General features: G+C 39.9%; 9 protein-coding genes. All 9 read right to left on the reverse strand.

From position 1 onward, the window contains the following. Window positions 1-283 precede the first annotated feature (283 nt). The 9 genes from AC0L7T_RS20820 to AC0L7T_RS20860 all read right to left on the reverse strand — a co-directional run bounded on the left by AC0L7T_RS20820 (window position 284) and on the right by AC0L7T_RS20860 (window position 14,881). Window positions 284-1,582: a nucleotide sugar dehydrogenase gene (locus AC0L7T_RS20820; RefSeq protein WP_473338107.1), complete on the reverse strand. Its 1,299-nt coding sequence runs from the start codon at window positions 1,580-1,582 to the stop codon at window positions 284-286. A 914-nt stretch (window positions 1,583-2,496) separates the two neighbouring features. Further along, window positions 2,497-4,932, reverse strand: a complete 2,436-nt coding sequence (locus AC0L7T_RS20825) for a GumC family protein (protein WP_473338109.1) — start codon at window positions 4,930-4,932, stop codon at window positions 2,497-2,499. 7 nt (window positions 4,933-4,939) lie between these two features. Further along, the gene (locus AC0L7T_RS20830) at window positions 4,940-5,674 is read right to left on the reverse strand and encodes a polysaccharide biosynthesis/export family protein (protein WP_473343388.1); all 735 of its coding nucleotides are present in this window, start codon (window positions 5,672-5,674) and stop codon (window positions 4,940-4,942) included. Between the two features lie 2,402 nt (window positions 5,675-8,076). Then, on the reverse strand, window positions 8,077-9,021 hold the full coding sequence (locus AC0L7T_RS20835) for a glycosyltransferase family 2 protein (RefSeq protein WP_473338111.1): 945 nt from the start codon (window positions 9,019-9,021) through the stop codon (window positions 8,077-8,079). Next, window positions 9,021-9,983 carry a glycosyltransferase family 2 protein gene (locus tag AC0L7T_RS20840; protein WP_473338112.1) on the reverse strand — a complete coding sequence of 321 codons (963 nt, stop codon included), beginning with the start codon at window positions 9,981-9,983 and terminating at the stop codon, window positions 9,021-9,023. Before AC0L7T_RS20840 ends, AC0L7T_RS20835 begins: the two co-directional genes overlap by 1 nt. 7 nt (window positions 9,984-9,990) lie before the next feature. Further along, window positions 9,991-10,539 carry a DUF4199 domain-containing protein gene (locus tag AC0L7T_RS20845; protein ID WP_473338114.1) on the reverse strand — a complete coding sequence of 183 codons (549 nt, stop codon included), beginning with the start codon at window positions 10,537-10,539 and terminating at the stop codon, window positions 9,991-9,993. A gap of 11 nt (window positions 10,540-10,550) precedes the next feature. Next, window positions 10,551-11,066 (reverse strand): DUF4199 domain-containing protein, encoded by a 516-nt coding sequence (locus AC0L7T_RS20850; protein WP_473338116.1) that lies wholly within the window; start codon window positions 11,064-11,066, stop codon window positions 10,551-10,553. Beyond that, on the reverse strand, window positions 11,059-12,327 hold the full coding sequence (locus AC0L7T_RS20855; RefSeq protein ID WP_473338118.1) for a dihydroorotase: 1,269 nt from the start codon (window positions 12,325-12,327) through the stop codon (window positions 11,059-11,061). Before AC0L7T_RS20855 ends, AC0L7T_RS20850 begins: the two co-directional genes overlap by 8 nt. A gap of 1,825 nt (window positions 12,328-14,152) precedes the next feature. Then, a complete protein-coding gene (locus AC0L7T_RS20860) occupies window positions 14,153-14,881 on the reverse strand; it encodes a tetratricopeptide repeat protein (RefSeq protein WP_473338119.1) in 729 nt (242 codons plus the stop codon). Between the last annotated feature and the right edge of the window lie 5 nt (window positions 14,882-14,886).

A 14,886-nucleotide genomic window follows, 5' to 3' on the forward strand; every position in this document is an offset into this window, starting at 1 on the left:
TCACCCTATTCTTGTTAATAGAATAGCAAATGGTGGTAATGCGAGAGGTATCTAATTTTATGATATTGAGTTGAAAGTAGATTTCTAGGGAAAATAGAACATTGTCTCTTATAGGAAATCATAACTTATTTTTGTTGCACTTATTCCAAAATGTTAAGAGAAATAAGGAAAAAAGAAAACAATATAATGACCGCTTCTTAATAAGTCAAAAGCATTGTTTTCTTACCTTTTTTGTCCTTTTCCCGCTTTATTCTTAGGCCCAAAACTGCCCCTTATATTTTAATTAAAGTCTGGCATCGACCTTGTCCTTTTCCAATACGGCTTTGACATCGAATACCACTAATTTGTTGCTTTTTTGAATGGGTAGCGTTTTAAATTCTTTGTGTGCTACGGCCAAAATAACAGCAGAATAGTCCTCTAGAGGGGGACAGTTTTTCCCACCTATAATGTCTACACCATACTCATGTGCAACCTCTTCAGGATTTGCCCATGGGTCATATACATCCACTTCAACATCGAAATTTCTCAATTCGGTATAGATGTCGATTACACGCGTATTTCGGACATCCGGACAATCTTCTTTGAAAGTAAACCCAAGGATCAACACTTTGCTATCAATCACCTTTAGGTCCTTGCGCATCATGTGCTTGATCACCTCTGTAGCCACATGCTTGCCCATGGAATCATTCAACCTTCTTCCAGCAAGTATAATCTCTGGATGGTAGCCAACTTCCTGTGCCTTCTGTGCCAGGTAAAATGGATCTACACTGATACAGTGTCCACCAACCAAACCCGGTTTAAAAGGAAGAAAATTCCATTTGGTGCCAGCAGCTTCCAATACTTCCTGAGTGTCGATATTTAGGAGATTAAATATCTTAGACAATTCATTTACAAAAGCAATATTTATATCCCGTTGGGAGTTTTCAATTACTTTGGCAGCTTCTGCCACCTTTATACTACTGGCTTTGAACGTACCAGCTACGATTACTTCTCTATAAAGGCTGTCTACATACTCCGCTATTTCAGGGGTAGAGCCAGAAGTTACTTTTAAGATTTTAGAAACAGTATGTTCCTTGTCTCCAGGATTAATTCTTTCCGGTGAATAGCCTGCAAAGAAGTCGACATTGTAGGTCAATCCACTGATTTTCTCCAATAACGGAACACATTCCTCTTCGGTAACCCCAGGATAAACCGTGGATTCATAAATTACTACATCTCCTTTTTTCAAATATTGGCCTATGGTTTCAGAGGCTTTCAACATTGGAGTCAATACAGGTCTATTGTGTCTATCCGTAGGAGTAGGTACAGTAACAATGTATACTTGACAATCTGCAAGGTCAGCAGGATTATTAGAATTAAAAAGTCCTTTGTCTTTTGGGCTTTTGGTAGCCAAAACTGCTTGTAAATCATGGTCTTCCACTTCCAGGGTGAAATCATGACCACTATTCAATTCATTTACCCTTTTAGAGGAAATGTCAAAACCAACAACAGGGAATTTTTTGGCAAATTCTGCTGCCAAGGGAAGTCCAACATAACCCAGCCCAATTACGGCAATTTTCACATCTTTTAAAGGAACGCTCATGTGGATAAAAATATTAGTTGTAAAGATTAAAATAAATAAAGTGCAAATATAAGCTAAATTAAATAATATTTTCTATTTAGATTTCAATCCGAACAAAATATTATTTCACAAAATTCACAGATTCAATGAAAGAATGGGTTTATTATTGTTAATAATGGGTTTTTACTTATAATTATTTACCAATAGAAGCCTGTCCAATCAGTAATTCTTGATTTATCCTCACTTGATTTTGACACTTTCAGGAAAGGTCAGGGCAGTCTAATGGATTTGGTATTACGCCGCTACAGGGCTATTAACTTTCGGATGCTGGTATCACATAAATGGGCTGCACCCATCCCTTTGATATGCTGCCCCTTCAGGGCTTGGTTATTTCGAAATTAGAACTGACTTGTTAAATTGTTATTCTCGTTGAAATCCCTCCCGACTTTGGTCGGGACAGGCTCTACCCCCTTGTCAAGGAGGATTTGAGGAAAATGGCTTTTATGGGCGACCTTTTGTAAATTCATAAGCCTGAACAGGTGATAGCTATAAAGTGATTGCCTTGATGCAATTACTTTATTTCCTTAGCCCTGAAAGGGCGATATATTTCAGCACAGGGTGATAGCCCTGTGTCTATATGTGTAAAATCTAAATTGTAAGGCCAGAAAGGGTGACATGATTTCAGTATTAAGTCCAAATAGCACATTTATCCTTTACTACATTCCCAAATTGTAGTAAACCAATCCGAACCCTTTAAACCAATTGGGGTTTTAAGGGCTTACAACTTTACACAGCTTCGCCTCCTCAGTCCCAATTTAAAATTGAAACGAGCCAAATGCCCAATAAAAATATTGCAAATCCAAGAAGGTTGATACCCTTCTTTATTAGGTATAACTACTCAGAAACTAATTCTATAATTCGGGTTTAATTATAAATTATTTTCTGCTGAATAACTTTTTCATAAAGCTTCTATTGTCATGATCTTCTTCGTAATAACCATAGCCGTAACCATAGCCATAGCCATAGCCATAACCAGTTCCATAGCCATAATGATGGGCACCTTTTTCCACACCATTGAAAACGATATAGGCTTTGTTAAGAATATCCTGTTTTTTTAGACTGTTGATATGTTCTATAAATTGCTTGTCACTGTAATTGTAACGGACTACAAAGAGGGAAATATCGGCGCGTCTAACCAGGTCCAAAGTCTCAGAAACCAAACCTATTGGGGGGGTATCCAATACTACTATATCATATCGGCCTTTCATTTCCTCCAATAATTCTCCAAATCGATTGGTGATCAGCAACTCTGCAGGGTTTGGAGGGATAGGACCGGAAACAATGACATCCAGGTTTTCATAGGCTGTTTTTTGAATGACTTTATTGACATCCTCTTGGTTGTGACTGAGATAAGTAGACAAACCTTGGATATTGTTTAGACCAAAATCTTCAAAAATTTTGGGTTTTCGCATGTCACAGCCAATTAACAGCGTTTTTTTATTGCTTAGGGCATAGACTGATGCCAAATTAATACTACAAAAAGTCTTTCCTTCCCCTGATATACTGGAAGTAATCAAAATCACTGAGGATTGCTCTTTCGGAAGTATAAAATTCATATTGGCCCTAAGGGAGCGAAAAGCTTCTGTGACACCCGACCTATGCTTCTTTAAAACCACCAAATTGTCAGGATCTTCATTCAGACCAATCGTGGATATCAGATTGAGATCCGCTTTTCTTTCCAATTCTTTTCCATCTTTAATTTTATTGCTAAAGAATGTACGAACAAAACCATAGCCTATTGGTATTGCCAATCCGAAGACGATTGCAATTAGGTAGGTAAGAGCAGGTTTTGGACTTATTGGATTTGAATTGATAAGCGCCGTTTCTATGATTTTATTACTAGGGGTATTCGAGGCCCTTGTAATGGCTGCCTCTGCTCTCTTCTCCAATAGGAACGTATACAATTCTTCATTTAAGGAAAATTCTCTTTGAATTCGTAATAAATTCTGTTCCGTTTGAGGCAAACTACTAAAAGTACTTGTGATTTTTTTGATACGCTCCTGAAGATCCCTGGTTAACAATTGGGCATTGTTGTCCACATTTTGTAACAATTCCAGTATAGAAAGATTCATGTCCTTAATTTTTCTATTCACTTCGCGCAATGGGGGGGAAATTTCTGTTAGCTTGGAGGCATGCATGGACTTTTCCGCCTGTAATTCCAACAAATTTTGAATCAGTGTATTTAAAATGGGATCTTCTATGCCCAATCCTGATGGCACCACTATTTCGTTGTAATCTTCCCTTTCTAGATAATGGGTGAGTTGCTGGTAATATGTTCTTTTGAATTTTTCTTTCGCTAATTCCGTTTCCAAGGCTTTTAGTTGTTTGAAAATCGCAGTGCCTTCTGAACTCAAATCATAGATGGAATTATTCGAGCGGAAACTCTCAAGTCTGTTTTCAATAAACATCAATGAATCTGACAATACCACCAACTGCGCATCGATAAAATCAATGGTATTGGTGGCCATGGAGTTTTTTTCTTGTAATTCAGTTTCCAGATAAACCTCCTGCAAAGTATTCAAGTAATCCCTTCCCTTTTTAGGTGTTTCTGTTTTAATCGTCAACTGGAGAATCGTTGACTGCTTGTCCATTGTGGATATTTGTAATTTTTCTCCGGTATAATGGTTTATTAAATCCTGTCTTTCTCTTAAACGGATGATTATCTGCCCTTTGGATTCGGCCGTTGTTAATCCCACCTTAAAGCGGTTCATGGGCAATTCTACCCATTCATTAAAGCGAAAGGTCTGTTCTGGAGAAACAGGGCCCTGCAATCTCCCTCCAGTATTCGAATCTGGAAAAACTTGATTGTAACTATCTCCTAAATAGGTGACAGTAAAGTTTTTCCGGTCAGACCACTTAATCAACAAATCACCATTGGCCAATTGAGGATGGCTCCAATCAACGGTTACGGAAATTGGAGTATTTTGGTACAATTCACTCTTTATAAATTGTCCCTGGACATGGTACTCCACATCAAAACTCAAACGTTCCAAAGTAGCATTGGCAATTGGTCGAGATTTAAGGATGATTACCTGGTTGCCCAATTCCATTTCCCCCGAACCTCCCATATTTAATCCCGCAGATTCAAATAAATTGAATGGATTCTCCTTTTCCTTTACAAAAAACTTACTGGAAACCTGGTATTCTGGTACCGAATATCGAATATAAACATATGCCAGACTCAATGCAAAGATGACGGAGAGAGCAATATATGGCCAAATGCGCCAAATCCTCAATACAATATCCTTGATATCGATTACTTCTTCTTCCTGTCCTAAAAACGGAGTTCTGTTGGTGTCAGATTGATTCATTAAGTAATTATTTTATGGCGTTCAGCACGAGTAAAACTGCAGAAAGGGTAGTAACAGCCAATTGGAAAGTTTGCACAAAATTAACTCCTGTACCTAATTCACGGATTTTCATGGGTTCAGCATAAAGCATGTCATTGGGACGAATGAAATAGAATTCAGAGGCAATCAATCTTTCGTCATTCAGGTTGATCCGAAAGGTCTTGGTGCCTTCTGGGTATTGGCGCATCAAAACCAGTTGATCTCTCCTTGCTGTGGTAGTCAAGTCTCCGGCATGTGCTATGGCCTGAAAAATGCTGATACGGTTCTGAAGAATTGTGAAATTACCATTGTTCTTAAACTCACCCAAAGCAGAAAACCGGATACCTCCTAATCGTACTCTAACGAAAAAATCTTCCTTATTCACATAGGTTTTCATTTTTGACTCTACCAAATTTTGTGCTTGTTTAGTCGTTAGCCCTAATAATTTAATGCCTCCTAGCAAAGGTAACTCCACCATCCCATTTTCATCAAGGGTATAGCCATTGATGAAAAAGATATCGCCTCCATTCTGAGTACTCTGAGCATTCATACGCATGGATTGATCTCCTGCTGCTATACCAAAGATCTCGTTAAGTTCTGGAGAAGTGGTGCTTACATTAATGTCCACTACGTCATTGTATTGAAGGTAGTATTCAGCATTATTGTTGGCAACAAGCTCGCTTTCTGTAAACAAGGGAACATCTTCTTCAGACATGTCCTGCATGTAGATGATTTTTTTATTGGAAACGCAAGAGCTGGTAGCAACTAAAATCAAAAAGGTAAAAAATAATCTGTTGTGTGACTTCATTTATAGTATATAAAATGAACTTTATAATTCTTAGCAAAGATATTTAAAAGTCAGTCAGTAAAAAACTGTTTAATACCTTTTTTTCATCCTAAAGGCCAAACCACGGTAATGATATGTCAAAATACATTAAAGGATATGTGAAATGTGTCATTTGTGTTATATTAATGTTTTTGAAAAAAAATAGGCCCAAAATTCGCCTTTTTTATATACAAGCATATATGACAAAAAGCATTGTGATTAATTTACCCAAATTTCGAAATACAAATGTTTTTAATCATGGACACTCATTCAGCGAAAACCTAAACCTAATTTTCGAGGTTTTACCTAATGTTCATTAAGCAAGCGTCATTCCGAGGCTTCGTGGGAGATGTGTGGAGAAAGCCGAAGGAATCCCTATCACGGTGGGGCTGTCGCACCCTTTCCCGCCGCCAATGCCACCAGAAAGGCTTCGCAGTGACGATAGGCCGGACTGCCACACCCTTGCCCACCGCAATAGCCCATCCTAAAAGGCTTCGTAGTGACGATAGGTTGAGATTGCCGCACCCTTTCCCAGCGCTAAGGCCAACAAAAAGGGGTCGCAATGACGGATTAGCAGGGTTCGTTGCGGATTTTCTTCGAGCTCTGATTAACTGGCCTGGCATAGCCAAACTTTCGGGACCAGGACCAAATCCATATAAAAAAAATTGATACTAAGACCGAACGATGGCAGCCTGAAGGGCTGCAACAATAATAGCCATAGGTGTCAACCTATGGACGATATATGGTTAGTTACCCGATTTTGGCGGTATTGTTGCTTATTTTTTTGCAACAATACTGACAAAAACCTGAACTCGTGGGGGAGATGTGTGGAGAAAGCCGAAGGAATCTCTCACAGGTAGATACTGCCGAAGAATGTCCTGGTTTTGTCCTTCCTGTTGATAAAGTTTCGTAAATGATTAACGTGCAGGGATTGCCGCAGCCTCCCCTCCCTTTTACCCTCCAAAAGGCTTCCCAGTGACGATAGGTCGAGATTGCCACACCCTTTCCCAGCGCTAAGGCCAACAAAAAGGGTTCGCTATGACGGATTAGCAGGGTTCGTTGCGGATTTTCTTCGAGCTCTGATTAACTGGCCTGGCATAGCCAAGCTTTCGGGACCAGGACCAAATCCATATAAAAAAAAATGATACTAAGACCGAACGATGGCAGCCTGAAGGGCTGCAACAATAATAGCCATAGGTGTCAACCTATGGACGATATATGGTTAGTTACCCGATTTTGGCGGTATTGTTGCTTATTTTTTTGCAACAATACTGACAAAATCCTGAACTCGTGGGGGAGATGTGTGGGGAAAGCCGAAGGAATCCCCACGGGTAGAGACTGCCGAAGAATGTGCTGGTTTTGTCCTTCCTGTTGATAAAGTTTCGTAAATGATTAACGTGCAGGGACTGCCGCAGCCTCCCCTCCCTTTTCCCCTCCAAAAGGCTTCGCAGTGACGATAGGCCGAGATTGCCGCACCCTTTCCCAGCGCTAAGGCCAACAAAAAGGGTTCGCAATGACGGATTAGTAGGGTTCGTTGCGGATTTTCTCCGAGCTCTGATTAACTGGCCTGGCATAGCCAAACTTTCGGGACCAGGACCAAATCCATATAAAAAAAAATTGATACTAAGACCGAATGATGGCAGCCTGAAGGGCTGAAACAATAATAGCCATAGGTGTCAACCTATGGACGGTATATGGTTAGTTACCGGATTTTGGCGGTATTGTTGCTTTTTTTTCGCAACAATGCTGACAAAATTATGTACTTGTGAGGGATTTGCGGGGAGAAAGCCGAAGGAATCCCTCGCGGGTAGATACTGCCGAAGAATGTCCTGGTTATTTCCTTCCTGTTGATAAAGTTTCGTAAATGATTAACGTGCAGGGACTGCCGCAGCCTTTCCCGCCGCACCTGCCTGCCTGCCAAAAAGGCTTCGCAGTGACGATTGGTCGAGATTGCCGCACCCTTTCCCAGCGCTAAGGCCAACAAAAAGGGTTCGCAATGACGATTGAATGAACGTTAACAATTAAAGTCGTCATTCCGAGGCTTAGCAAGGGCTTTGCGGGGAGAAAGCCGAAGGAATCCCTCACAGGTAGATACTGCCGCAGTATGCCCTGGTTTTGTCCTTCCTGTTGATAAAGTTTCGTAAATGATAAACGTGCAGGGACTGCCGCAGCCTTCCCTCCCTTTCCCCCTCCAAAAGGCTTCGCAGTGACGATTGGTCATGATTGCCGCACCCTTTCCCAGCACTAAGGCCAACAAAAAGGGTTCGCAATGACGGTCTGGTCGGGTTTAATGATTTTTTTTATCCTGGCTTCAAGGCTTCCCTGAGTACCCCTGTGCCATATCCAATCAATTGTCCATAAGAGGTCAGCAGCGCTATAAACCTAACTCTTAAACCCGGCCCAGAACTGAAAAACACTGCGATCGTCCAAAGAAAATACACTGCTCCAATCGCATAGCCTATGGGTGCATAAATCAGGAAAGCCAAAGGAAGGAGCAGTAGCCCTATTAAAAAAAACACCGGAAGCAAATGCACCAGTTTGAGTGCATCTTTATGAAACCTTGTAATGAAAACCCGATTCCTGCCAAATTGATGACTTTGACGGATAAAGGATAGAAAATCATTTTTTCGATGGTGGTATACAAAGGCTTCACTCACCAATTCTAACTTAAAACCTGCTTTTTTAATCCGAATGCTCAGTTCAATGTCCTCTGCCATATTGGGATGAATAAATCCCCCTACCCTTTGGTGCACTTCTCTGGAAAAGCCCATATTGTACCCACGAGCCTGGTATTTTGCAGGGTTTTTCATTTTACCCCGTATACCACCTGTAGTCAAGAAAGAAGTCATGCTAAAGTTCATGGCTTGTTGCCAAGGGGAAAACCCTTCTCCTGCATCATCAGGACCGCCGTGCGCATCCAGATTGCGCTGCTCTAGGGCAGCATTAAGAATTTCCAAATAGTCTGAAGGAATGACACAATCAGAATCGAAAAAAACAAAATAATCCCCTTTTGACAGTTCAATTCCCTTGTTGCGGGCGAAACCCTGTCCGGTATTTTCCTGGAAGTGGTAGTTAATGCTGATTCTATCATGAAAACCCCTGAGAATGGCTTGTGAAGAGTGCTCCGAACCATCCTCTATTACCACTACTTCAAAATCGCTAAAAGTCTGATTCGTTAGGCTTTCAAGTAAATCTTGTAGTTCTTCGGGGCGATTGTACACTGGAATGATCACCGAAAAACGCATTATTCTTCACCATTTATTTCGTCGGAAATATTATAATCACTTTTATGCGCACTGTTAGAGGTCATCATCTCTGCCATAAATCCGGTAAGAAATAGCTGTACACCAACAATTAATGCTACAAGCGCAAGAAAAAATAAAGGTTGATCGGTAATTTCTCTAACGTGCAAACCATTTCTAAGGCCAGCAATTTTTTCATAAATCAACCATACTGTGATTACAAAACCTGTTATAAAGGAAAGCGAACCCATACTTCCAAAAAAATGCATGGGATTCTTGCGGTATCGGTTGACAAATGAAACGGAAATCAAATCCAGAAAGCCATTCACAAAGCGTTCAATTCCAAATTTGGTTGTACCATATTTTCTGGGACTGTGGGCAACTTCCTTTTCTCCAATTTTGCCGAAGCCATTCCACTTGGCAATAAGGGGGATGTACCTGTGCATTTCCCCGTAAATGTCTATGTTTTTTACTACCTTTTTGGAATAGGCCTTCAATCCACAATTGAAATCATGAAGCTTAATTCCAGAGATAAACCTGGTCACCCCATTAAACAATCGGGAAGGGATGGTTTTAGACATTGGATCGTGGCGTTTACGTTTCCAGCCACTGACCAAATCGAAGCCCTCTTCTGTGATCATGCGGTAAAGCTCCGGAATCTCTTCCGGGCTGTCTTGCAAATCAGCATCCATGGTAACCACCACTTCACCCGAGGCCTTGAAAAAGCCAACATTTAAAGCAGCGGATTTACCATAATTTCGAATAAATCTGATGGCTTTTACATTTACATCCCGAGTGGACAGGTCTCTTATTACCTGCCAGGAATCATCTTTGGAGCCATCATCCACGTATATAACTTCATAACTGAGGCCCTTTGTTTCCATTACCTTTACAATCCATGCCTGCAGCTCAGGCAATGATTCTTCTTCGTCGTAAACAGGTATAATGATAGAAATTTGGGGCATAATTCAATTAAAAGTCAGTTGATTTATCTCTTTTTTTGATAATTGCTCCTAGAATTAATGAAAGAACGGCATAGATAATTAAAGCAATTCCAAAATTTTTGATTTGTCCTACAAAGGTATACGAATCTCCCATATCCCTACGCATATCATTGATTTGGTCACTAGAAAGACTTTCGCCAGCACCGAAGTTATCTAGCATTTCCATCATGTTTTCAAGTTGAACCTTCACCAGCAGCTCAGGCAGACCGGGATGGATAACTTGATACAAAAGGATATTTCCTACCAAGGAAATTAATCCAGCGATGATTAAAGTGACAAATGCAAACTGAAAGGCTGAGCCAAAGGACATAAAACCACCTAATTCCTTGCGGTATTGCATGCCAAAATAGATCACAAGCCCAAAGAAAAAAATGAGAGCAGCCAAACCATACCAGGCAGATACTAAATAACTATAGTCTATAAAATAAATTAGATAGGTGATCGTCAACATGACTAAACCGGTGACCAACCCAGGTTTAAGTGCGGCTTTTGCAGGGGATATTGTTTGTTGTTCCATAATAAAGATGATTAAAATTCAACGTTTCTCTTTAAAATTATGGAAATTATGATGGTAAAGAACAATCCGGGGAATATTTTTCTCAAAAAATCGTTTAATGCAACATCAAATACTGTCATTTTAGAAATATTCGCATATGTTTCTTCATAAGCGGCTGCATTTAATTTCTCCTCTAAAACTTCTTTGTTGGCACTCATCAACTCCAGGTTGATTTCTCTAAATGTGGAAAATAATTCCTGATCCAACTGGATACTCCCAAAAATATAAAAGGCTGAAATCATTGCGATAATTGTGTAAGTAAAAAACCCTACTGTCATTCCCTGCCCAAAATATAAATTCCCCTCGTTATAATTGTCCCGGAAATTTTTTACACTAAAAAAAACAAATATGGGAATAACCAGGTATCCTAAAATGAGATTCATACTAATGGGCTCAATATCCAACCAATAAATGGTCAAATATCCCAAAAAACACAGTCCACCACCATACAAGCCAAACGGTAATGCTGCTTTTAAATACCTATTCATTTAACCCTTCTATTTTGCCCTTGTTAATCAGGTATTTTACTTTTCCCTTTAATGATTGATTGAAGTAGGGATTGTTGGCGGCCAAAGAAGCATTGCTTTTTTCGTCAAACAACCATTCTTCACTTGGATCAAAAACAGTGAGACTATCCCATACATTGGACTTGTTCCCTAAAATGCTTTGAGGTCCTTTTGTTAACTTTTCAATCAATAATGGATACCCCAATTCTTTCGATAATTTGACCACTGCAGGCACAAAGGTAGGCAAACCTGCCATCCCAAATGGTGAAAGGTCAAATTCCATGTTTTTAGCATCCAGCTCATGAGGGATATGGTTTGATACCAAAGCATCTATGGTCCCATCCTGTAATCCTTCTATTAGTGCTTCTTGTTGTGCTCTTCCTCGAAAAGGAGGCAGTACCTTAAGATGGGTATCAAAATCCAATAAGTCATCGTCAGTGAAAAGCAATTGATAGATGGATACATCCGCCGTCACTGCTAAACCTTCCTTCTTGGCTTTTCGAATATGCTCAATTGCACCACGGGTGCTGACCGTCTGAAAATGCAGCTTACCTCCAGTATATCGAAGTATTTCCAGGTTTTTTTGTACGGCTACTTCTTCAGCTAGATCCGGGATACCTTTTAATCCCAGCATGGTGGAAGGAATGCCTTCATGCATCTGACCAAAAAGTGCCAGCATTGGATCTTGACTCTGTTCGAATAACACGCCATTGAATTTTTGAAGGTATTGTAAGGCCTTCATCATGCGATCTGAATGAGACAGCGATATCAAGCCTTCACCAAACAGCTTTACACCATAATGGTTCAAGTCCAACATTTCTGTAAGTTCTTTGCCTTCAAAATTTTTGGTAACAGCCGCCTGAACATGAAAAGTCGGAAACAAAAAATTGCTGTGGTTTTTTAAATAGGCCACCTCACTTTTGGACTGAATAGGGGGATTACTATTGGGCAGCAAAACAGCCTCAGTCATACCCCCTTGCATAAGTGCTTTGGCAAGAGTTTCAAGGGTTTCGCGATATTCCTGCCCCGGTTCGCCAGAAAAACACCTTAAATCAGTCCATCCCTTAGAGCCCAATAAGCCCTTGCAATCAACCATTATTTGGTCTTCGGTAGGGTTATCGCTGCTTGCTGCTTTTATGGTTTTCCCATCAAAAACATAATCAGCGGCAGGTAGAATTTCTTTTTCTGTGATGATTTTCAGTGACTGGAAGCGTACGGTCATGAGCTGTTTATATTTCTGCAAAACTGCAATTTTATTCCCTAAAATGGAAATAAAACGGAGGAAAGCCTTCAGCATTTGTGATTTTAACCCTCCCTCAAACCAGAAACACACAAAGACCAAGCTTTTTAGGTGAGGGAATCACTTCTGAGAAAAAATCATTCTACCACAAGTTGAACACATGACAATTTAAAGCTAACCCAGCCATTACCTCAGCTAATTATCCGAGGTTACTTTTTCCAGGTCTGATTATTCCAGCAACTATTTTAAAATAAAAAGATAAAATCAATGGCCTTGGGATTTAATCCAAATTAATTGGTCTTAATTTATGCTGCTAAGGTCTTAGCGCTTTACAGCTTAACTTTACTTTCCATGTAGATGATGACTGTGAAATTTTAGGAATTCTAAAACTCCAAAGGAGTGATATTTTTGTAGACAGGGGCGACAGCCCTTGGTAAAAACAATGAACATAACAGGATTTGGGTGGTACTGTTGCTGTCTTTTCTGCAACAATGCTGACAAACCTCCACCTAAGCCATGCCCTTCTAATACTTATACCAAGATCTTTGAATGCATCTATCGCTTTATACCTTAACTTTACTTTCCATATAGATGATGACCGTGAAATTTTAGGAATTCTAAAACTCCAAAGGAGTGATATTTTTGTAGCCAAGGGCGAAAGCCCTTGGTAAAAACAATGAACATAACAGGATTTGGGTGGTACTGTTGCTGTCTTTTCTGCAACAATGCTGACAAACCTCCACCTAATCCATGCCCTTCTAATACTTATACCAAGATCTTTGAATGCATCTATCGCTTTATACCTTAACTTTACTTTCCATATAGATGATGACCGTGAAATTTTAGGAATTCTGAAACTCCAAAGGAGTGATATTTTTGTAGCCAAGGGCGAAAGCCCTTGGTAAAAACAATGAGCATAACAGGATTTGGGTGGTACTGTTGCTGTCTTTTCTGCAACAATGCTGACAAAATCTCCACCTAAGCCATTCCCTTCTAATACTTATACCATGATCTTTGAATGCATCTACCGCTTTACAGCTTAACTTTACTTTCCATGTAGATGATGACTGTGAAATTTTAGGAATTCTGAAACTCCAAAGGAGTGATATTTTTGTAGCCAAGGGCGAAAGCCCTTGGTAAAAACAATGAGCATAACACGATTTTGGCGGTATTGTTGCTGTTTTTTGCAACAATACCGCCAAAATCTCCACCTAAGCCATTCCCTTCTAATACTTATACCATGATCTTTGAATGCATCTACCGCTTTACAGCTTAACTTTACTTTCCATGTAGATGATGACTGTGAAATTTTAGGAATTCTAAAACTCCAAAGGAGTGATATTTTTGTAGCCAAGGGCGAAAGCCCTTGGTAAAAACAATGAGCATAACACGATTTTGGCGGTATTGTTGCTGTTTTTTGCAACAATACCGCCAAAATCTCCACCTAAGCCATTCCCTTCTAATACTTATACCATGATCTTTGAATGCATCTACCGCTTTACAGCTTAACTTTACTTTCCATGTAGATGATGACTGTGAAATTTTAGGAATTCTAAAACTCCAAAGGAGTGATATTTTTGTAGCCAAGGGCGAAAGCCCTTGGTAAAAACAATGAGCATAACACGATTTTGGCGGTATTGTTGCTGTTTTTTTGCAACAATGCTGACAAAATCTCCACCTAAGCCAGCTGCCCAACGCTACATTTTCATCTCTTCGAATCCAGGTTCAACCATCTCCGAAATCCACAAATGCGTATTGGATACCCCAAAGCAAAATCCATTGCCTCCAGGTATCCAATACGCACTACTAAATAGGACTGTTGGTTAATTTACAATCCAGCCAAGTTCTCTTTGGCAAGTTCAAAATCAGGATTAATGGCCAACGCTGCTTCGAAAGCCGTTTTGGCCTCAGCATTACTACCTTGATCTTTATAAATCAACCCTTTAAGGTTTTCGGCTGCCGCTACCATACTTACTTCCTGCATCTCATTGTTCTCTCCTTTCGGGAAGTTTAATTTTTGCTCTGCAGCTTTGCTGTCCTTAATCAACATGTTGACTGAATTAAGGCCTTCATCATATTTCTTTAAAGTATATTGAAGGTATCCAGCTTTATACAAGCTGAACAAGTCTCCCGATAATAAGTGAAGGGACTCGAAATGTGGCAATGCACGTTCCAATGCACCCAATTGCTCGAGAGAGAATGCGGCCACTTCTAAGGCTGTCAAACTTTTGTCATTTCTTTCCAATAAATCCAAAGCAACAAGTGCTGCAGAACCATACTGTTCCATTTCGAAATACATGGAAGAAAGGGTTTCAGCATAAGCAAGATTTCCAGGGTTTCTTTCCATCAGCTCATAGAGTTTCAATTTGGCCACAGAGGCATCATTGTATCTCATGGCAAGCGAATAAATTCTGTTATCAGACTCATTTTTAGCTTTAATGCTTTCACTTGACTCCTTTGGAACAGGTGTGGTTTTTGTTTCTTCCTGGGCAAGGGAAATATTATGGGCGCTGATGGACAGCAACAAAATCAATACGGCAAATTTCATTTTCATCATCTATA

This window comes from Cyclobacterium sp. 10D3-21, from assembly GCF_055809755.1.

Excerpts from the sequence above, each read along its gene's own strand:
- AC0L7T_RS20820 (WP_473338107.1), bottom strand. The coding sequence starts at position 1,582 with ATGAGCGTTCCTTTAAAAGATGTGAAAATTGCCGTAATTGGGCTGGGT.
- AC0L7T_RS20830 (WP_473343388.1), bottom strand. The coding sequence starts at position 5,674 with ATGCAGGACATGTCTGAAGAAGATGTTCCCTTGTTTACAGAAAGCGAG.
- AC0L7T_RS20825 (WP_473338109.1), bottom strand. The coding sequence starts at position 4,932 with ATGAATCAATCTGACACCAACAGAACTCCGTTTTTAGGACAGGAAGAA.
- AC0L7T_RS20840 (WP_473338112.1), bottom strand. The coding sequence starts at position 9,983 with ATGCCCCAAATTTCTATCATTATACCTGTTTACGACGAAGAAGAATCA.
- AC0L7T_RS20860 (WP_473338119.1), bottom strand. The coding sequence starts at position 14,881 with ATGATGAAAATGAAATTTGCCGTATTGATTTTGTTGCTGTCCATCAGC.
- AC0L7T_RS20850 (WP_473338116.1), bottom strand. The coding sequence starts at position 11,066 with ATGAATAGGTATTTAAAAGCAGCATTACCGTTTGGCTTGTATGGTGGT.
- AC0L7T_RS20845 (WP_473338114.1), bottom strand. The coding sequence starts at position 10,539 with ATGGAACAACAAACAATATCCCCTGCAAAAGCCGCACTTAAACCTGGG.
- AC0L7T_RS20835 (WP_473338111.1), bottom strand. The coding sequence starts at position 9,021 with ATGCGTTTTTCGGTGATCATTCCAGTGTACAATCGCCCCGAAGAACTA.